The following is an 18,593-nucleotide window of genomic DNA, read 5'->3' on the forward strand; positions in this document are numbered from 1 at the left end:
TCACCTCACCACGTACAACAGCGCGAAGATGAGTACCCAGAGGAAGTCGACGGTGTGCCAATAGGTGGCGCACGTTTCGATGTTTTTCTGGAGCTCCCGCTCCTGGCGGGCCCGGCTTCGAAGTTGGTAGACGATCACACCGAGCACCACAAAGCCGATCAGCAGGTGCACGAAATGGATCCCGGTCAGGAAGAAGTAGTAGGTGAAGAAGTCGTTGCTGTCCAGGCCGTTTCCCATGCGGACCAACCGGTACCACTCGAACACCTTGAAGCAGAGGAACACAGCGGCGAATGCGGCCGTGACGACGACGTCGCGCAGCGCCGCTCGGTACGCGCCGGCGCGTGACGACTGGACACACCGCGCCACCGACCAGGAACTCAGCAACAAGACCAACGTGTTGCAGACCCCGATACGCAGGTCGAGCTGCTCCTGAGAGTGCAGGAAGAGCTCCGGGCTTCGGCTGCGGTAGAACAGGTAGAAGCCGAAATACCCTGTGAAGACGAGTGTTTCGAACAGGACGAAGGCCCACATATCGGGCTGGCCCGGGACGAACCTGGCGCGTCGGCTCTTCTCGGCCACCTCGGTCATCACGCGGCCACCGTTTTCCGGGCGAGGGCGGGTAGCGGCCCGGTACCGAAGTCCTCGCGCTGGATCATGCGAAACAACATGACGATGAAAGTGACTTGGTAGACGCCGAATACGACCATGTCCAGCCACCACGCGATCTGGCCGTTCCATGCCAATACGCCACGGCGGAAGATCCAGCACGGCGCCACGACGACCTCGGTGAGCGCATTGCACAGGTTGAGGTAGCCGAACCACTTGGGGAAGACCCGATTCTTGTCGAGCAGGATCGCGAGCATCCAGATCAGCGAGCCGATCAGGAAAACCCCCATGGTTCCGTCGAAGGACAAGAAGGCGAAGTCGTAGAGCCAACCGATCGCTTCCGGGTCTCGCTCGGGTCGCAGCGTCCCCACGATCAGGGCGATATTGAGCAGCAGCATGCCGGGAACCGCGCTGAGCGAGTAGATGATCAGATACGAATACGCGAACGCCGGGCTGACCGACATTCGCCGCATCGAGTACGCGATGAGGGCGTTGTTGATCGCGATCATGCCGCTGACGGCGAAGATGACGCCGAAGCCGACGGGGATCCCGAGGTGGCGTTCGTGAAACCAGTGCACCTGCGTCGCGAGGTCCCAGGTGGGCTGCGGCGGCGGCTGGACCTGCGCGATGATGAAGAACACCGGGAAGAACAGGTTGTAGAAGACGACGAGCACCCCCCAGGCCAGCCACAGCTCGCGCTTGGGGCCGTGCCACAGGTGCCAACCGATCCGGCGATGCAGCGGCCCCGGCGGCGGCGTGGCCGGGGACGCCGACGGAGTCATCATCACCGCGCTCATGCGACGACGAGTTCTTCGCCGCCCCGGCGGTATTCGGCCCGCTCCCGATAAACTGCCTGGGCCAAAGCGACGCCCATCACGACGATCCACACGGCAATGGCAACGTTTTTCACCCAGAAGGAGAGCAAGCCGTCCCAAGCCAGCGGGCCCGTCAGGGCCACCCCGACGAATGCCGCGGGCACCAAAGCGGCCGCCACCAGAAGGTTGAAATGGGCCACCCAGCGCTTGAAGACCGGGCGCGGTTGATCGTCGAAATAGATTGCCAGGGCAAGAATCACGCTCTGCCCGATCAGGAAGGGCACCAGAATCGTGAAGGTTATCCACGCGAAGTCGTTGAGCAGCTGGGTCAGTTCCGGGCTGCGCTCGGTGCGGAAGGCGGCCAGCAGCCAGCAGACGTTCGCGATGAGGAACAGAGTGGGGCCGCCGGCCACGCAGCCCAGCATCGCGTAGGAGAAGATCGGCGTCCGGTGCGCCATCCGGCGAATCTGCAAGACGATCAGGGCCAGCATCGGCACCAGGCACACGCCGAACCAGTTGAACACGACCATGCTGTAGCGGACCTCCGGGAGGTGGGCCGGATCGCGGTAGAACGCGGCAACCTGTTCTGCCGACATCGTGGGAGACATCGGCGGCGTGAAGCCGGGGAACAGCAGGAACGCGCCTATCCAGATCAGCACCGTCGCGGGGAGAGTCCACAACAGGATCAGCTCGCCATCGGTGCGCCGCAACGGCTTTCGCGGAGGGCCGGGAGTACGGTCAGCGCCGACGTCGGTCATCGGTGACTCCTTCCAGCGCGCCAGGTCGGTCGGCCGCACTCGGCTAGTCAGGGAAACTAGCCGATCGGCTATCTGCGGTCAATAGCCGATCGGCTACGCTGCCGGTGTGGTTTCACCCCAGACCAGAAGCCGGTTCCGCTTCATCACGCGCAGTCCCGCGCAGACGCGCATCCTCGACGCCTCGCTGCAGTTGATCGCCGAGCACGGTGTCGGTGGAACCTCGCTGCAAATGATCGCCGACGCCATCGGGGTCACCAAAGCCGCCGTCTACCACCAGTTCAAGACCAAGGAGCAAATCGTCATCGCCCTCACGGAGCGCGAGCTCGGGGGGCTCGAGGAGGCGCTGGAGGCCGCGGAGGCAGATGACCACCGGAGCAGGGCGCGGGAGGTGCTGCTCGATCGGGTCATCGACGTGGCCGTCGAGCGCCGCGGCGCGGCGAGCACCCTGCAGTTCGATCCGGTCATCGTGCGGTTGCTGGGCGAGCACGAACCGTTCCAGCAATTCGTCCAGCGGCTCTATCGTGTGCTGCTCGACGACGCCGCCGAGGACGCGCGGGTCGCGGCGGCAATGCTGTCGGGCGCCATCGCGGTCGGGGTGGTGTCCCCCCTGGTGGCAGACATTGACGACGACGCCCTGCGGGCCCAGGTGGGGCGCATCACGCGCCGGCTGATCGACGCCGCCGACTGACGCCCATTCCGGCAATTTTCCTGGTCGGGTTCCCGCGCGCTCGGGTACGGTTCTCCCATGAGCAAAGTCGCGCGTTTCGCTGCCGCAGCGGTCATGACCACCACCGGCTTGGGACTGGCCGGCTTGGGCACCGCAGCCGGCGCGCACGCCGACAACCCGCCCTGGCCGTTCGTCGGATACCACTGGTGCCCGGGCCAGCCGTTCGATCCGGCATGGGGTCCCCAATGGGATCCGACCACGTGTCACGACGCGCACCATCGGGACAGGGACGGCACGGTCCACAACGGCGATTACTGGGGGCCCAGCCCCTTCCAGGATTGGCCGGAAATTCCGAACACACGGCCGTAAGTCCCGCCGCGAATCGGACTCAGGTGTCGCCGCGCTCCCAAACCTGTGTTCCGTCATGGGCGTTGCAGACCAGGAACAGGCCATCCGGCGCCTGCGCGACGTAGTACTCCGGGAAGTCGACGCACGACGAGCCCTCGACCTTGACGCCGGCCATCGGCGGCGACCGGAACCAGCGGGGCTCATACCGCCGCGGCGAGCCGCAGAACATCAGGCGTCCCGGCTGCGTGGCGAATGACACGTAGTAGTCGGCGGTCCCGAAAACGTAGTACGTGGTGTTGTCGCACGGCGCACCGAGCACCTGGTGCGGCATGATGCCCGGCGTGCAGTCCGGATAATCGCAATTAACCGGCCCGGCACTTGCCGGCGGTGCCGCCAGGACACCGAGGCCTTGCAAGAGGCCTAAGCATGCGGCGGCCGCTGCCACGATGAATCGCACGGGATCACTTTAAATTACTTGGCCCACCTCTGGGAATAGAATTCTCCGGGTCCGAGAAGATAGGCAGCCAATCCCACAGTCGCCGCCGCCGGCGTGCCCATCTGGCAGTGATAATGTGGCTCTCCTGTAGGCGCGGACGAGGAGGTGATCCAGTGCCTCGGCGCAAGCTTCCCGCTGGGGCCACCGACGCCCGCGATCGACTTGTGGTGGCCCCGTCGGCGCCGCCGCCTCCGTCGGTCACAGAGATCCCAGAAGCCGCCGAAGTCGCCGAGGCGGAGGCCCGTGCCGAGGCCGCGCGCGCCCGCGCAATGCGATTGCGCCAGCAGGTCGAGGCCGCGCCCGGCGACCAGGACAGCGGGGCCGGGGCCGACGAGACCGGTTCGGCACCATTGCGCCGCCGCCGGCCGCGCCGCCCCAGCCGAAAGGCCACGGCCGCGATCGCGGCGGTTGGGGTCGTCTGCGCCTCGCTGGCGGGCAGCGGGTTCCTGGTATGGCATCACCGGGGCGTCGAGCAGCAAAGGCAGCGCAGCTCGGAGTTCGCCGCAGCCGCCCGCAACGCCATCGTGACGATGATGACGATCGATGCGACCAAGGCGAGAGAAGATCTGCAGCGCTTCGTCGACGACACGACCGGGACATTCAAACTCAGCATCCTGATGGGCGGTGAGGATGCCGTGAAGGCAGTCGAGGACTCGAAGGTCAGCTCCAAGGGCTCGGTGCAAGCCGCCGCTGTGCAATCCATGAGCCAGGATTCCGCGGTGGTCCTGGTCGCGGCGAAATCCGAGATCACCAAACCCGGTCAGGCTAAGCCGGAATCGCGGTCGATGCGGATCGTCGTTACCGTCCAGCGCGACGCAGGGCAGCTGAAGATTTCGCGACTCGAGTTCGTGCCGTGACGGTCGACAACGCAGCGCCCACCGAGGCGGCTCGGCAGCCGACGCCCGCCCGCCGAACCGGCGCGATCGTGCGCTGGACGCGTCATCTCCTGGCGCGGTGGCGCCCAATCCTTTTGACACTCTTGCTGATTGCTACTCTCGGCAACGCTGCCAGGATTTTTTACTTCGACTACCGTCCGGATTTGCAGACCGACCGTGCCGCGACGCACCAGGTCATCAAGGCCGCCAGCGATGGCGCGGTGGCGTTGCTGTCCTACTCGCCTGAAACTCTCGAACGCGACTTCGCCAACGCCAAATCCCGGCTCACCGAAGACTATCTTGCCTACTACCAACGGTTCGTCGACCAGGTTGTGGGTCCATCGGCACAACGCGGTCAAGTCACGACGACGGCCAGCGTCGTCAAGGCCGCCGTGTCGGAACTGCACCCCAATTCGGCTGTAGTGCTTGTCTTCATAAAACAGAAGACCACGAGCAAGGCGAAGCCGGAACCGGTCGTGACGTCGAGCAGCGTGAAGGTAGAGATGGCAAAGGTCAATGGATCGTGGCTCATCGATAAATTCGATGTTCTATGAGCGAACCGTCTGAGCATCGGGGAAAACCATTCCGTGACGTGCGGGGGCGGTGTTAGTCTGTGAATTCGATTCGCTTGAAAATGGCGGTATTTAGGGCGTCAAGGAGCACATGATGCGTCCGATAAAATTGGCGATTAGCGCAGCCTTGGTGACCGTCGGCGTGGCCGGCGGCGTGGGAGTGGCCCCGTCGGCATGGGCCTACGACCCCTCCATCAACGGCAAATTCACCGCCACCGTGATCGGCGACTGGGCCCGAACGAACGAGGTGTTCCACCAGGAGCCGGTGGTGCGAAGCACGTGGACGATCACCACGTCGTGCTCCACGGCCTACCGTTGCGACGGCCAGGTCGTCAGCGACCAAGGCTGGACCGCACCGATTTTCATGAACGAGGGGTCCACCTGGTTCGTCAAACGCGACATCCCGAATTGGACAACGTGTCCCGACGGCACCGCATTAACCGGCCACGACGTCATCCATTTCTATCCCGCGAACCCGGACACCGGTGAGAAAATGCCTGGGTCGTCAGTCCTGGCCGGGCGGGAACAGACGTCGGGCCCCAGCGGTGCCTGCGGCACCAACAAGCCGCTCTACATCGACCAGCCGTTCAGGCTGGACCAAATAGGCTGACCCAGCGCAGCTGACCTGACGGCCCGCCGCCGGCGTCACGTGGCGAACATGTCCTTCCACGTCTTCGGCGCCTTGGAAGTGGCCAGGTCCGACTGGCGGTAAACCTGGCCGTCCGGGGTCACGTAGGTGCCGGTACGCGGGTTGTACTGGGCGATCGCCACCGACGGACCTGTCTGAGACTCGCTGCGGCCGAACGCACTTGGCGCCGCCGACGGCCCCGCGGGCGGCGCGGCCGGCGACGCGGCGGGCGCCGGTGACCCGGCGGGGGAAGCAGGAACATCGATCGGCGCGATGGGTGACACCTCCCCCATTTGCGCCAACGGGCTGAGCGGCGCCGCGGGCGGCGGTAGCGCCGATCCCGGGGGCGTTCCCCGCGGAACCGCGCCCGGTGGCAGCGGTGTCCCCTCCACCGGCCCGAAGATCCGTTCGCGGTTCCAGTTGACCCGGTCGTCGGGCGGGATGCCCTGCGCGATGAGGTTCGGGTCCAGCGGGTAGGTGCCGAAGACGTGCTGTCTCATCGCCAACGGCTGGAAAGGCTTGTCGCTCTCGCAGATTTCGACGGTCGGCGCACGTTTCCCGGGTTGGCCCATGCAGGGATAGTTGCGGGCGCCGCGCACCGCGATCGGTGAATCCTGCGGCAGCTTGCAGTACAACCCATCCGGCGTGTCAACGGTGCGGGTATCGGCCGCAGAACGCCACTGACTCGGCGGCAGGAAGCCGACCGTGCACGCGGGCGGGTCACTGATGATGAGGTTGAATGCACCCGTGGCCAACCCCGTCGGCGACTTCGTGCCGACGAACGACTGGATCGCCGCGGTAAACGGCGGCAGCAGCACCAAGATCTGTTCGAGGGAAGCGTGATAGGTCACGCCGATCTGTCCGATCGTGGTGAGGTTCGCAAGCAGCACCGGCAGCGTCGGTTTGATTTGGTCGAGCAGCCGCGACGCCTCGTCCAAGGCTCCAGGCCCCTGCTGCAGCAGAGTGCGGAACTGCGGGTCGTCTTTCGCCAGCTGCCCACTGAATCCGGCCAGGCTGCGCGCCCACGTTCGGATCGAATCGGCTGTCTGGGCCTGCGCGTCCAAGAACGGCCCGGTGTCCTCGGTCAGGCTCCGGGTCCGGTCGGCGACGCCGTTGAGGTCACCCGAGAGCCGTGACGAACTGTCGAACAGCGACCCGAAATCGTAACCGGCGCCGTTGAATGCACTGAACGACTCGTCGAGCAATTGACCGAGCTTGCCCTTGGGGATGCTGTTGATCAATTCAGTCGACTGGTCGAGCACGGGGCCGATCGGCTGGGGGATCGTCGCGTCGTTCATGGCGATCACCGAGCCGTCGTGCAGGTACGGCGGCGAGTCGTTTCGGGGCCGCAGATCGACGTAGTACTCGCCCACCGCGGAGATGCTCAGCACCTCCGCCTTCAGGTCCGCCGGGATCTTCGGCGAAGTATCAAGGGACAGAGTGGCTCTCGCGCCGTCGGGGGTCAGCCCCACCGAGGTCACCTTGCCGATCTGCACCCCACGGTAGGTCACGTTGCTGAAGCGGTACAGGCCACCGGTGGCGGGCAGTTTCAACGTGACCGTCATCTTGCCGATGCCGAGCAGGGTCGGCGCCTGGATGTACCACAGCGTCATCACGACCACACCGATGATCCCGACGATCGTGAAGATCGCCAACTGGATGCGGACGAAGCGGGTCAGCATCTACGAGCCCCCGTCCGTCGGCTGGCTTGGGGTCGGCGTCGCACCCGGCACCGGGGCACCCAGGTCGGCCGGTGGCGCCGGGGCGCCGGATGGCGGCGTTGCGGGCAGCGACGACGGCCCCTTCTGCGCATCAGGGCCGAGCCATGTCAAGCCCGCGATCAGCGGTGACACCGGCGGCGGCGGAGCCGCGGGCGGCGGTGTGTCTCCCGACTGCGGGTTGACCGGCGCCGGCGCCGCGGACGGCGGCGGTCCCGGCAGCGGCCGCCCCCAGGGCGGCGGTGGCCCGAACGGCGCCGGTTCGCCCACCGGCCCGGGCGCCGAAACTCCGCCGGGCGCCCCGGGCGGCGCACCGTATTTGAATTGCAGGTATTCGGGGTCCGCGGGGCCGGGTACGGCTTCGGCGCCGATCCGTTCCCAGTGGGTGCCGCGCAGGATGCCCTTGCGGAGCCCGGCGTTCGTCAAATCGATGATGAAATACCCGTTGAGATAGTCGCCCCGGATGTACCGGTCGATGATGCCCTGGGTCCACGGGAACGTCGGCGCGTACGCAATGGCGGCGTCGAGATCCGGCCCGATGTCGGCGAGCGCGCCAAGCGCCGGCGCGAGATTCTTCAGGTTCCTCACCAAGTCGTCGCCCGCGTCGTTGACGAGCCGGGTCGCGGTGTTGCTGAACGTCCCGAGCTTGTTCAGCGCGGTCGTGATGCGCGGGCGCTCCTTGATGAGCACGTCCAGCGCGGGCGGAATCTTGTACAGCGCCTGGGTGATCACGTCGCGTTGGGCGGCGAACGTGCCGGACAGGCGATTCAGCGCCCGTATCGACGCGACGAGGTTGTCGCGCTGCTGATCGAGTGTGCCCACGAACCTGTCGAGCCGCTCGAGGAGATCGCGAACCGCTCCCTCGTTTCCGGACAGGGCGGCGTTGAAGTTGTGGATGATGTCCCCGAACTGGCCCAGCCCGCCGGCGTTGAGGACCACCGACAGCGACGACAGCGTCTGTTCGGTCGACGGATAGGTCGTGGACCGGTTCAGCGGGATCGTGGCGCCAGGTTGCAGCCGCCCGGTGCCCTGCTGGCCCAGCGGCGGATTCAGTGCCAGGTGCATCGATCCCAGCAGGCTGGTCTGGCCGACGCTCGCGACCGCGTTGGCGGGAATCACCGTGCCGGGTCGCACGGAGATTTCGACGTCGGCGTGCCACCCGCGCACCGTCATCTTGCTGATGCTCCCGACGATGACGTCGTCGATCATCACCGGCGAATTCGGTTCCATCGTCACGACATTGGCGAGCTCCACGTGGTAGGTGGTGGCACCCGGACCCCGTCCCACCGCACCCGGCAGCGGCAGCGAGTTCAGGCCGTTGAACGCGCATCCGCTCACGGCGAGCACGACGGCGCAGCCGATGCCGAGCAGGCGCCGTATCGCGATCCGGGCGGTCATGGTTGCGCTCCTTCACCCGGGAGCAGCATGTCCTGAAGGTTGGCCGGGCCCGGCGCCGGTGCGGCCGGCGGCGCGGCGGGCGGCGGTGCGGCCGGCGGCGGTTCACCCGGCGGGGGTTCCGGCATCGCCGCGCCCGGTATCCGCCCCAACGGGACCGAACCCGGCGGTCCAACGGGGTCGCCCGGCAGCCCGGTGTACGCGGACACGGCGGGCGGCAGCAAGGGCGGGCCGGGCCTGGGGCCCTCGCCGCCGGGCTTCAGCCGGTCCTCGCTGTAGATGACGTTTTGCGGGGCAAACGACGGGGCCAGGATCGGGTTGACCGGAATCGGGAGATAGTTGAAGTTGACGAAGAAGTTCGGGTTGAACACCTTCAACGCCGGGCTCAGATACAGGCCGCACAGCTTGCCGGTCTCGACGGCGGTGACGTTCTCGATGGCGCCGATGCCTGCGCACCAGGCGTACGTCGGGTTGGTGAAGTTCTGCAGGCCAACCCCGCCGCGGATGTTCCCGGTGTCCGGGTCGTAGGCGTTGTAGGCGTTGGCCAGCGCGGTCGGCGAGATGTGCAGCACGTTTTTCAACGCCATCTTTTGGTCGACGAGTATCTGCGTCAGGTCGGCCAACCGCGCGACCTGTTCGGAGGTCGCATCACGACTGCCCGCGATGAACCGCTGCACCTCGCCGACCGCGCTCGACAGGTCCGTCAGCGCCGCGTCCAAATCGGACTTGTTGTCGTCGAGCACGCTGGTCAGCGTGGCCAGCCGGTTGTCGAATTGCACGATCTGGACGTTGCTGTCGCGCAGGGCCCCGATGAAAGACTGCAGGTTCTTGATGATGTCCACGATGTTGCCGCTGCCCTCGGCGAAGACCCGGGCAACCCCGGACAGTTGAGCGAGCGTCTGGCGCAGCTTCTCGCCATTGCCGCCGCCCAGCGCGTCGGCCGCGCTGTCGATGAACCGCGCGACCGACGGGGTGGATACCTTGCTGTTGGGACCCAATTCCGTTGCCAGACGCATCAATTGGTTCTTGACCTCGTCCCATTCGACGGGCACCGCTGTCCGCTCGATCGGGATCACCCCGCCGTCGTGCATGGTGGGGCCACTCGTCCGGTAGGCCGGGGTGAGCTGCACGTAGCGTGCCGCCACCAGGTTTTGCGCGACGATCACCGCTTTCGCGTCGGACGGGATGGGCACGTTGCGATCGACGTGCATCACCAGCTTCGCCCGGGTCCCCTGCGGCTGAATGGACGCGATGGTGCCGACCTTCATGCCGGACACCCGCACGTCGTCGCCGGGATAGATCGCGGTGGCGGTGGGGAAGTAGGCGGTGATCGTCGTCGGGCGAAAGAAGGTGTTACGGATGGCGATCGCTGCGCCGACAACCAGAAGCCCCGCGAGCAGGATCGCCAGGCCCACCTTGAGCTTGCTGCGCGGAATCGCCCTGAGCCCCGTCATGGCCGCCCTCCCGGGTCTTGGTTGAACGGGAAGGGGAAGAACGCCCGCGGCCCAGCGGTGTCCGGTGGTTGACCCGGGGCGCCGTAGGCGCGGAACCCGAAGGCGTAGTCGAACAACCACTGGAAGAATTCCAGCTGGAAGAGGTTGGGGATGAACGGGTTGTAGTAGTAGCCGCTCGAAACCGTCTCCCCCTGCGTCAGCTCGTACTTCGCCAGGCCCGGAAGGGCTTTGGAGAGATTGTCGCGGTTCTTTTCCAGGACCGCCGTCACGGAGTTCAGCTTCTCCAGCGACGGCGCCAGCTTTGCCTCGTTGTCGTGCACCACGCCGGACAGCTGCCTGGCCACCGCGGACGTGCTGGCCAGCAGCCGCACGATCGCCTGCCGCCGCGCCACCAGCATCGACAACAAATCGTTGGCGTTGAGGATCAGCGTGTTGAGCTGCTGGCTGCGTTGCCCGAGGACGCCGGTGACGTCGGCGGCGCCCTTGAGCAGCTGTCCGAGCGTCTGGTTGCGGGCGTTGAGACTCTGGGAAAGCCGGCTGATCCCGTCGAACGCGGGACCCAGTTGCGGCGCAACCTGATTCAGGGTCGTCGACAGCGTGTCGAGGGACTGGTTGAGTGATTCGGTGTTGGTCCCCTGCAGGTCGGTCGTCAGATCGCTGACGGCCTCGGACAGCGAGTACGGCGACGAGGTGCGCGACACCGGGATGACGGCCATCGGATGCAGATTGCCGGTGCCCGCCGAGTCGATAGTGAGCACCCGTTGGCCCAACAGCGAACCGGTCTTGATGTGTGCGGTACTGGCCGAACCGAGCAGAACATTGCCCTTGGCGGTGAACGTGACGAGCACGTCGCCGTGCTGCAGCGACATTCCCGTCACGCTGCCGACCTTGATTCCCGATATCGTCACGTCGTTGCCCAGCGCGAGGCCGCCGGCATCGGCGAACAGCGCCTGGTAGCGGACCGTGGTGGCCCGCTGCACCAGCTGATCGGGGTTCAGCCCGACGGCGATGAGCAGCGCGATCAGGACGGCGCCGATGAATCCGGCCTTGATGAGGCCCGCTCCGCGGTACTTATTCATCGGGATCCTTCGGTTCCGCGCAACGCCCGGTGGTCTGGTGCTTGATGCCCACTTCCACGGTGCGGTACTGCAGATCGGACACCCTAAGCGCCAGTCCGCACAGGTAGTAGGGGAACCAGGCGCCGTACGAACCCAGCCTGAGCAGTTTGCGGTAGTTGTGCGGCAACTTCTGCAGCGAGGTGTCGAGGAGGTTCTTGTCCTTGTCCAGCAGCGGCGCCAGCCGACTCGTTTGGTCCACCGTCGCGGCCAGCGGCGGGCGGGCGCGAGTGAGCAGATCCGCGATCGAGGCGGTCCCGTTGTCCAGGGCGGTGATCGCCGTCCCGATGGTGTCACGGTCCTGGTCGAATCCACTGACCAGTTTCTCCAGGCGGTCGATGGCCCCGGAGAATTTGGTGCCGTCCTTGTCGACGGTGGCCACCACGGTATTGAGGTTGTCGATCAGCTCCTGCACCGTTTGGTTGTTGTCGGCCAACGTGTTGGAAAACGACGACGACTTCGACAACAGCGACTGCAGGGTGCCGCCCTCGCCCTGGAAGACCTGAATGAGCGCTGCGCTGAGCGCGTTGACGTCTTGCGGATTAAGGCCCTGGGTAACGGGTTTCAGTCCACCCAGCAGCAGATCGATGTCGAGGGCCGGCGCGGTGCGATCGATCGGGATCTGCGTCCCGGCCGGCAGCACCTTGGTGGATCCGGGGCCGTCGACGAGCTCGAGGTAGCGATCACCGACCAGGTTGAGGTAGCGAACCTGGGCGCGGGTGCCGGTGGTGAGCACCACGCTGCGATCCGCGTCGAACGTCACCACTACCTTCTTGTCGGCGCGCAGGCTGACGCTGTTGACCGTGCCCACCCGAATCCCGGCCACCCGCACCGTCTGTCCGGGCTTGAGCCGCGACACGTCGGTGAAGAGAGCCGAGTAGCCGTTCGTCGAACCGGTGGTGTACTGCCCGAAGATGAAGAACAAGAACACGGTCAGCAGAACCATCACGGTGGCGAACGCCCCGAACTTGAGAATCGTCCCGCGCGAGCCCGTCATCCGGGCATTCCAATTTGCATGGTGTTGCGAGGGGGCCCGTCGATCGGCCCGTACAGCAGCTGCTTGAGCGCATCGGAGTTCCACAACAGTTGCTGGTTGCCGTACTGCGTGGGATTGGAGCCGTTGTCGGTCACCAGGAACGGCGGCGCAACGTCGAAGGGCACCACCGGAAGATTCAGGCACTGCGGCCCGCCGGTCGCCGCAACCTTGGGCAGGTTGGACGGGTAGCGGTAACGCTCGGCGCCGAGGCCGAGCACGACGGTTACCTTGACCATCGGCTCGGGCAGGTCCGGCGCGTGCAGGTTCCCCAATGAACCGGCGATGCCGCAGTACAGCGCCTGGTGGTACTGGTTCAGCAGATCGGTGGTCGGCGCCAGCAGGTGCAGGACATCGGTCAGCGCCTGCCGGTTGCCGCCCACCACGTCATTGCCCATGTCCGCCAAGCCGATCGAGCTGATCAGGAACGCATCCAGGTTCTGTTGCTCGTCGACGATCGACTTGCTGATCCGGACGGCGTTGTCGGCCGTGGCGAGCAGGTGCGGCGCCGCGTCGGCGTAGGCGTCGCTCACCGCGGGCAGGGCCTCGAGGTCATGACTCAGCGCCGGAAGGCTGGGCTCCTGGGTGGCCAAAAAGGAATCCAGATCGCGCAGCATCTGGCCGATCTTGTGGCCGCGGCCGTTGACCGCCGACGCTATCGCGCCGAGGGTCTCGTTGAGCTTGGCCGGATCGATCGTCGACAACAGCGACGTGAGTTGCTGAAATACGGTGTTGATTTCGACGGTGACGTGTTTGCCCTCGAGGACCTGGCCCGCGCGCAGCGGCTGCGCCGACGGCTCGGCCGGCGGTACCAGCTCAACGAACTTGGCGCCGAACACCGTCGTCGACGCGATATCGACGAGCACATTGGCCGGAATCAGATGCATCTGCGACGGTTGCATCGCAAGGTGCAGGACGGCTTCGCCGTTCGGACGCACATCGATCGAGGCGACCTTGCCCACCTCGACACCGCGCATCTTCACCTTCGCGTCCGGGTTCATCACCAGGCCGGCGCGCGGCGAGACGACGGTGACGGGCACGCTCGTTGTGAAGGAGCCCTGGAAGAGGCCGACCGCGAGGAAGAAGACAAGGCCGATCAGGACGATGGTCACCAGCCCCGCCAGGGGCCGCGCGTAGGACTGCACGCCGAAATGGCGCCCGGGTGACGCGGCGACAGGTCGCGCGGCACTGGTGGTTTCGGAACGATGGATGGGGCCCGGCCCGAGGTTACGCGTCACTGTCCATTCACCACCCTCCCTAGCCCGACAGGTTGAAGTTGCCGTTGGTGCCGTAGATGGACAGCGAGACGAGCAGCGTCACCGACACGACCACGATCAACGAGGTTCGCACCGCGTTGCCGGTCGCCACGCCAACGCCGGCCGGTCCGCCCGAAGCAAAGTAGCCGAAATACGTGTGGATCAACAAGATCGTGATCGCCATCAGAACCGCTTGCAAAAACGACCACAACAAGTCGATCGGGTTGAGGAACGTCGAGAAGTAGTGCTGATACAGCCCACCCGATTGGCCGAACAAAACCACGGTCGTGAACTGGCTGGCGAAGAACGACAGGATGACGGCGATGGAATACAGCGGCGTGATCGCGATCATCCCGGCGGCGATCCTGGTGCTGACCAGATACGAAACCGGGCGGATGGCCATCGATTCCAGCGCGTCGATCTCTTCGTTGATCCGCATGGCGCCCAGCTGCGCGGTCACGCCGGCGCCGAAGGTCGCAGCCAAACCGATTCCCGCGACGATCGGCGCCGCGATGCGAACGTTGATGAAGGCCGCCAAGAACCCGGTCAGCGCCTCGATGCCGATGTTGCCCAGCGAGCTGTAGCCCTGCACCGCCAGCGTGCCGCCCGCGGCCAGCGTCAAGAAACCGACGATGACCAGCGTGCCGCCGATCATGGCCAAAGTTCCCGCGCCCATGCTGATTTCGGCGATGAGGCGGATGACTTCCCGCCGGTAATGACGGACCGCGAAAGGAACCCCGGCCAGCGCCTGCCCGTAGAACAGAGTGTGATCGCCGATTCGGCTCAGGGTGGCGACCGGCTTGTCGAGTTGTCGCGTCAGGCGCGGATAGGTGGCGCGTAGCGTGATCACGGTTTGTCCCTACACCTCCTCAGTGGCCCTTGGTCGACATTCGGATGCCGATGGCGGTGACAACCACATTCACGACGAACAGCGACATGAACGCGTACACCACCGTCTCGTTGACGGCGTTGCCGACGGCCTTGGCGCCGCCGGAAACCGTCAACCCCCGGTAGCACGCGACCAATCCGGCGATCAGGCCGAAAAGCGCTGCCTTGACGCACGAAATGACCACCTCGGGCACGCCGGTAAGCAGCGTGATCCCCGCGGCGAACGCCCCCGGATTGACATCTTGGACGAACACCGAGAAGACGTAGCCGCCCACGATGCCGATGATGACCACCAGGCTGTTGAGCAGCAGGGCCACCAGGCCCGCGGCCAGCATGCGGGGCGTCACCAGTCGCTGCACCGGGTTGATGCCCAGCACCTCCATCGCGTCGATCTCCTCGCGGATCGTCCGCGAACCCAGGTCCGCACACATCGCCGTGGAGCCCGCGCCGGCCACGATCAGCACAGTCACGATCGGGCCGACCTGGGTCACCGCCCCAAAAGCAGCACCGGCCCCGGACAAATCCGCGGCACCCAGTTCGCGCAACAGGATGTTGAGCGTGAAGCTGACCAGGACCGTGAACGGGATGGCCACCAGCAACGTCGGCGCGAGCGCGACCCGTGAGATGAACCATGACTGCTCCAAGAACTCCCGCCACTGAAAGGGGCGGCGAAAACAGAACTTGATCGCGTCCGCCGACATGGCGAACAAGCCGCCGACCGCCTCCATGGGCTTGGAGCCCCGGCCGAGTGAGATGCCGCCGGTCCAGCGCTCCGGGCCGGCTCGCTTAGTCGCCATCGAACCGACGCCCTTCCAACTTTTCGAGACGGGCCGTCTTGTTCCTCGTCGTCGACTGCTGTAAATTCGGCTGAAGCGGCAGCCATGAACACCTGCCGCCGGCGGCGAAATGCGTAGCGGGCAGCCACCTTCCGGCGTCCGCCTCCGGTGTGGCAACCGCTACCATCCTCACGCCAGACCTCCGTTCTGTCGCGTGAGTTGGCGCTCCAAAACGAGCGGCCCCACGTCTTGAAGCGTCCGGCGATTATGACTCATGCCGCGTCCTGGTGGAATGGAAAATTTAAAACCGTTATCGGGCGGCCCGCCGGGGTGAAAAGCGCCGTTCGGCTCAAACATTTGATAAAGCTCCGGTCCCTGTCGCACTTACGTCACGGCCCCGGCCGTCTTGAGTTCGATGATGCGGTCCCAATCGAGTCCGATCTCCAACAGGATCTCGTCGGTCTGCTCGGCGAATCCGGGCGCCGGCCCGGTGTGCGGCGCCGTGACATCGAACTGGACCGGGTTGGCGACCAGGTCGAGTTCGCCTGCGTGAACCAGGTACTCGTTCGCCCGGATCTGCGCGTCGTCGACCGCCTGCAAGGTGTCCTGCACGGGGGCCCAAGGCCCGGCAAGCGTGGCAAAGCGCTCGCTCCACTCGGCAAGAGTGCGGGTTGCGATCACCTTGGTCAAGATCTCGACGGCATCCGGGGTGTTGGCGGCGATCGTCTCGACGGTGGCGAAGCGCGGATCGTCGGCCAGCTCGGGCACGTCGACGTGCCGGCACACGTCCGCCCAGAACTTGGTCGGCTGCATCATCACGAAGGAGATGTAACGGCCGTCGGAGGTGGTGTAGAGCCCCACCAGCGGATTGTTCGGCGCGCCATGCACACCCGGCGGCGGTGCCTCCATCCGCTGGCCCAGATGCTTTGTCAGCGCGACCGTATGCCCCATCGACCACAGGCCGCTACCGAGCAGCGACACATCGACGACCGACGGTTCGCCCGTGCGTTCGCGCTTGAGCAACGCCGCGGCGATGCCGCCGGCGAGGTTCGTGCCGGAGATGGTGTCGCCGTAGGCCGGTCCGGGCGGCGCGATCATGCCGGGCATCCCGGCGGGAGTGATGGTGGCCGCGGTTCCGGCCCGGCACCAGAATGCGGTCATGTCGTAGCCGCCCTTGGTCGCCTCCTCGCCGCGCGGGCCGAGCGCGCTGCCGCGCGCGTAGATGATCGTCGGGTTGACCGCGCGAATGTCATCGACGTCGATGCCGAACTTCTGCCGGGCGCCGGGCAGAAAACTGGTCAGGAAGACATCGGACCGGCGGGCCAGCTCGTAGAGCACCTCCTTGCCCTCGGGCACCGACATGTCCAGCCCGATGCTGCGCTTGCCCCGATTGGCGTGTTCGATGTTGGGATTCGGGTCGCCTTCGACGCGCAACATGCCGGTCTGCCGCAGTCCGCGCTGCGGGTCGCCGGTCACGGCGTGCTCGACCTTGACCACGTCGGCGCCCCATTCGGCCAGCACCGCACCCGCCGACGGGACGAACCCGTACATGGCGACTTCCAGGACGCGGATGCCTTCCAGCGGCCTCATGCTCGGGCCCCCGCGGCTGGAACGGCTGGGACGGCGATCGTCTTGCGCTCCAGGAATTCCTCGAGCCCGGCGACGCCCATCTCGCGGCCGACGCCGGACTGCTTGAAGCCCCCGAACGGGCTGTCGGCCCCGAAGTAGTTGCCGCCGTTGACGGAAAACGATCCGGCCCGGATCCGGCGCGCGACCGCCAGCGCACGGTCCTGGTCGCGGCTGAACACCGCGCCGGCCAGCCCGTAGATGGAGTTGTTGGCGATGCGCACCGCGTCGTCGTCATCGTCGAATCCGATGACGACCAGAACCGGCCCGAAGACCTCGTCCTGGGCGATCTCGCTGTCGGGATCGACGTTGGTGAGCAAGGTGGGCGCATAGAAGTAGCCGGGATCCACCCGTTTGCCGCCGGTCACCAGGGTTGCCCCCGCGGCGACGGCGCGCTGCACCATGCCGTCAACCTTGTCGCGCTGGCTCTCGTTGATCAGCGGCCCCATGAACGTCTTCGGATCGGCCGGGTCGCCGTGGCGCACCTTGGCGAAGTTCTGCGCGATCAGCTCCACGATCTCGTCGTGGTGCGACTTGGGCACCAGCAGCCGGGATGTGAGCGCGCACCCCTGGCCCGCGTGCGTCACCATGCTGAAGGCGGCGAACATGGCGGCGCTGGCAAAGTCGGCGTCGTCGAGCATGATCACCGCCGACTTGCCGCCCAACTCCAGGAAGACGCGTTTCACGGTCTCGCTGGCGGCGGCCATGATCCGGCGGCCGACCGCGGTCGATCCCGTGAAGGTCACCACGTCGACGTCGGGGCTGGTGGTCAGCGCGACGCCGACGGCGGCGTCCGACGAGGTGAGTACGTTCACCACACCCGGTGGGATGTCGGTGTGGTTGGCGATCAACTCGCCGAGGGCCAGCGTGATGAGCGGGGTGTCCGGCGCGCCTTTGAGCACCACGGCGCATCCGGCGGCCAGCGCCGGGGCCAGCTTGGCCAGCGCGAGCTGGTTCGGATAGTTGTAGGCGATGATCGCCCCCACCACGCCCGCGGCTTCCTTCTCCACCCAACGGTGGTGCCGCATCCCCCGCGACTCGACCTCGCCGAGGTCTTCTGAGAACTGATAGGCGAGGAGCAGGTCCGCGTAGAAACGCACGATCTTGATGGGGTCATCGAGTTGAGCGCCCTGGGTGAGCGCCCGGGTGGCGCCGACCTCGGCGATGGTCAACTCACGAAGCTCCTCGGCGTGGTCGACCAGCGCCCGGTGCAACTGGTCGAGGCAGCGCGCCCGCAACGCGACGTCGGTCGACCAGCTTGTGCTGTCGAAGGCACGGCGGGCCGCCGCGATCGCCGCTTCGGCCTGCTCGACGCCGGCGTCCGGAGCGTGCCCGACGACGGCACCACTGGCGGGGTTGATCGAGGGAAATGTCTGGTCGGAGGTCACGAGCCGGCCGTCGATCAACAGCCGGCGGTCGGCCGGTGACTCGGGCGCGGCATCCGCGGTGGTCACTGAGGAGGTCCCCAAGGCGGTGTCAGCCGTGTCCTGCACTGGCATCCCTACTTCCCTATGCATCCGACGTATGTGGTGACGGTCACGATAATTTGATTCTCGTCTCCGGCGAA

At 66.1% G+C, this 18,593-nt stretch carries 19 protein-coding genes; 5 read left to right on the forward strand and 14 right to left on the reverse strand.

Annotated elements, in window-relative coordinates:
* From A5787_RS22350 to A5787_RS22360, 3 genes are read right to left on the reverse strand one after another with little or no spacing between them, the layout of a single operon-like run.
* Entirely contained in the window at positions 1-588 is a 588-nt protein-coding gene (locus A5787_RS22350) for a cytochrome c oxidase subunit 3 family protein (RefSeq protein WP_066971074.1), read from the reverse strand.
* Positions 588-1,403 carry a hypothetical protein gene (locus tag A5787_RS22355; protein WP_066971076.1) on the reverse strand — a complete coding sequence of 272 codons (816 nt, stop codon included), beginning with the start codon at positions 1,401-1,403 and terminating at the stop codon, positions 588-590. The genes A5787_RS22350 and A5787_RS22355 overlap by 1 nt, the downstream gene beginning before the upstream one ends.
* Positions 1,400-2,179: a hypothetical protein gene (locus A5787_RS22360; RefSeq protein ID WP_066971229.1), complete on the reverse strand. Its 780-nt coding sequence runs from the start codon at positions 2,177-2,179 to the stop codon at positions 1,400-1,402. Before A5787_RS22360 ends, A5787_RS22355 begins: the two co-directional genes overlap by 4 nt.
* A 106-nt stretch (positions 2,180-2,285) precedes the next feature.
* Between A5787_RS22360 and A5787_RS22365 the strand changes: the two genes are divergently transcribed.
* Entirely contained in the window at positions 2,286-2,867 is a 582-nt protein-coding gene (locus A5787_RS22365) for a TetR/AcrR family transcriptional regulator (protein WP_066971079.1), read from the forward strand.
* A 57-nt stretch (positions 2,868-2,924) separates the two neighbouring features.
* Positions 2,925-3,215, forward strand: coding sequence for a hypothetical protein (locus A5787_RS22370; RefSeq protein WP_066971081.1), 291 nt, complete (start codon positions 2,925-2,927; stop codon positions 3,213-3,215).
* Between the two features lie 19 nt (positions 3,216-3,234).
* Here A5787_RS22370 and A5787_RS22375 read toward each other — a convergent pair whose 3' ends face one another.
* Positions 3,235-3,651 carry a hypothetical protein gene (locus tag A5787_RS22375; RefSeq protein ID WP_066915689.1) on the reverse strand — a complete coding sequence of 139 codons (417 nt, stop codon included), beginning with the start codon at positions 3,649-3,651 and terminating at the stop codon, positions 3,235-3,237.
* 152 nt (positions 3,652-3,803) lie between these two features.
* On the opposite strand from A5787_RS22375, the gene A5787_RS22380 reads away from it, so the two are divergent.
* The 3 genes from A5787_RS22380 (at position 3,804) to A5787_RS22390 (ending at position 5,747) form a co-directional block, all read left to right on the forward strand.
* The gene (locus tag A5787_RS22380) at positions 3,804-4,547 is read left to right on the forward strand and encodes a hypothetical protein (protein WP_082977385.1); all 744 of its coding nucleotides are present in this window, start codon (positions 3,804-3,806) and stop codon (positions 4,545-4,547) included.
* A complete protein-coding gene (locus tag A5787_RS22385) occupies positions 4,544-5,119 on the forward strand; it encodes a twin-arginine translocation pathway signal (RefSeq protein ID WP_231994115.1) in 576 nt (191 codons plus the stop codon). Before A5787_RS22380 ends, A5787_RS22385 begins: the two co-directional genes overlap by 4 nt.
* Positions 5,120-5,267: 148 nt before the next feature.
* Positions 5,268-5,747 carry a hypothetical protein gene (locus A5787_RS22390; protein WP_231994117.1) on the forward strand — a complete coding sequence of 160 codons (480 nt, stop codon included), beginning with the start codon at positions 5,268-5,270 and terminating at the stop codon, positions 5,745-5,747.
* A 35-nt stretch (positions 5,748-5,782) separates the two neighbouring features.
* Here the strand turns inward: A5787_RS22390 and A5787_RS22395 are convergent, their stop codons facing one another.
* From A5787_RS22395 to A5787_RS22440, 10 genes are all read right to left on the reverse strand, one after another.
* On the reverse strand, positions 5,783-7,447 hold the full coding sequence (locus A5787_RS22395) for an MCE family protein (RefSeq protein ID WP_066971082.1): 1,665 nt from the start codon (positions 7,445-7,447) through the stop codon (positions 5,783-5,785).
* Positions 7,448-8,881: an MCE family protein gene (locus tag A5787_RS22400; RefSeq protein WP_082977386.1), complete on the reverse strand. Its 1,434-nt coding sequence runs from the start codon at positions 8,879-8,881 to the stop codon at positions 7,448-7,450.
* A complete protein-coding gene (locus tag A5787_RS22405; protein WP_066971084.1) occupies positions 8,878-10,332 on the reverse strand; it encodes an MCE family protein in 1,455 nt (484 codons plus the stop codon). The genes A5787_RS22400 and A5787_RS22405 overlap by 4 nt, the downstream gene beginning before the upstream one ends.
* The gene (locus A5787_RS22410; protein WP_066971086.1) at positions 10,329-11,411 is read right to left on the reverse strand and encodes an MCE family protein; all 1,083 of its coding nucleotides are present in this window, start codon (positions 11,409-11,411) and stop codon (positions 10,329-10,331) included. The genes A5787_RS22405 and A5787_RS22410 overlap by 4 nt, the downstream gene beginning before the upstream one ends.
* Entirely contained in the window at positions 11,404-12,444 is a 1,041-nt protein-coding gene (locus tag A5787_RS22415) for an MCE family protein (RefSeq protein ID WP_066971088.1), read from the reverse strand. The genes A5787_RS22410 and A5787_RS22415 overlap by 8 nt, the downstream gene beginning before the upstream one ends.
* The gene (locus A5787_RS22420; RefSeq protein ID WP_066971090.1) at positions 12,441-13,718 is read right to left on the reverse strand and encodes an MCE family protein; all 1,278 of its coding nucleotides are present in this window, start codon (positions 13,716-13,718) and stop codon (positions 12,441-12,443) included. The genes A5787_RS22415 and A5787_RS22420 overlap by 4 nt, the downstream gene beginning before the upstream one ends.
* Before the next feature lie 19 nt (positions 13,719-13,737).
* Positions 13,738-14,583, reverse strand: coding sequence for an ABC transporter permease (locus A5787_RS22425; protein WP_066971237.1), 846 nt, complete (start codon positions 14,581-14,583; stop codon positions 13,738-13,740).
* 22 nt (positions 14,584-14,605) lie between these two features.
* Complete coding sequence (locus tag A5787_RS22430; protein WP_066971092.1) at positions 14,606-15,421, reverse strand: ABC transporter permease; 816 nt, start codon at positions 15,419-15,421, stop codon at positions 14,606-14,608.
* A 363-nt stretch (positions 15,422-15,784) separates the two neighbouring features.
* Positions 15,785-16,990: a CaiB/BaiF CoA-transferase family protein gene (locus A5787_RS22435; protein ID WP_066971094.1), complete on the reverse strand. Its 1,206-nt coding sequence runs from the start codon at positions 16,988-16,990 to the stop codon at positions 15,785-15,787.
* On the reverse strand, positions 16,987-18,525 hold the full coding sequence (locus A5787_RS22440; RefSeq protein WP_066971097.1) for an aldehyde dehydrogenase family protein: 1,539 nt from the start codon (positions 18,523-18,525) through the stop codon (positions 16,987-16,989). The genes A5787_RS22435 and A5787_RS22440 overlap by 4 nt, the downstream gene beginning before the upstream one ends.
* Positions 18,526-18,593 lie beyond the last annotated feature (68 nt).

The organism is Mycobacterium sp. 852002-50816_SCH5313054-b (assembly GCF_001667185.1).
Classification (GTDB): Bacteria; Actinomycetota; Actinomycetes; order Mycobacteriales; family Mycobacteriaceae; genus Mycobacterium.

What these genes read in the sequence shown, in the direction of transcription:
- A5787_RS22350 (WP_066971074.1), bottom strand. Translation starts at nt 588, where the DNA reads ATGACCGAGGTGGCCGAGAAGAGCCGACGCGCCAGGTTCGTCCCGGGC.
- A5787_RS22355 (WP_066971076.1), bottom strand. Translation starts at nt 1,403, where the DNA reads ATGAGCGCGGTGATGATGACTCCGTCGGCGTCCCCGGCCACGCCGCCG.
- A5787_RS22360 (WP_066971229.1), bottom strand. Translation starts at nt 2,179, where the DNA reads ATGACCGACGTCGGCGCTGACCGTACTCCCGGCCCTCCGCGAAAGCCG.
- A5787_RS22370 (WP_066971081.1), top strand. Translation starts at nt 2,925, where the DNA reads ATGAGCAAAGTCGCGCGTTTCGCTGCCGCAGCGGTCATGACCACCACC.
- A5787_RS22395 (WP_066971082.1), bottom strand. Translation starts at nt 7,447, where the DNA reads ATGCTGACCCGCTTCGTCCGCATCCAGTTGGCGATCTTCACGATCGTC.
- A5787_RS22400 (WP_082977386.1), bottom strand. Translation starts at nt 8,881, where the DNA reads ATGACCGCCCGGATCGCGATACGGCGCCTGCTCGGCATCGGCTGCGCC.
- A5787_RS22405 (WP_066971084.1), bottom strand. Translation starts at nt 10,332, where the DNA reads ATGACGGGGCTCAGGGCGATTCCGCGCAGCAAGCTCAAGGTGGGCCTG.
- A5787_RS22410 (WP_066971086.1), bottom strand. Translation starts at nt 11,411, where the DNA reads ATGAATAAGTACCGCGGAGCGGGCCTCATCAAGGCCGGATTCATCGGC.
- A5787_RS22415 (WP_066971088.1), bottom strand. Translation starts at nt 12,444, where the DNA reads ATGACGGGCTCGCGCGGGACGATTCTCAAGTTCGGGGCGTTCGCCACC.
- A5787_RS22430 (WP_066971092.1), bottom strand. Translation starts at nt 15,421, where the DNA reads ATGGCGACTAAGCGAGCCGGCCCGGAGCGCTGGACCGGCGGCATCTCA.
- A5787_RS22435 (WP_066971094.1), bottom strand. Translation starts at nt 16,990, where the DNA reads ATGAGGCCGCTGGAAGGCATCCGCGTCCTGGAAGTCGCCATGTACGGG.
- A5787_RS22440 (WP_066971097.1), bottom strand. Translation starts at nt 18,525, where the DNA reads ATGCCAGTGCAGGACACGGCTGACACCGCCTTGGGGACCTCCTCAGTG.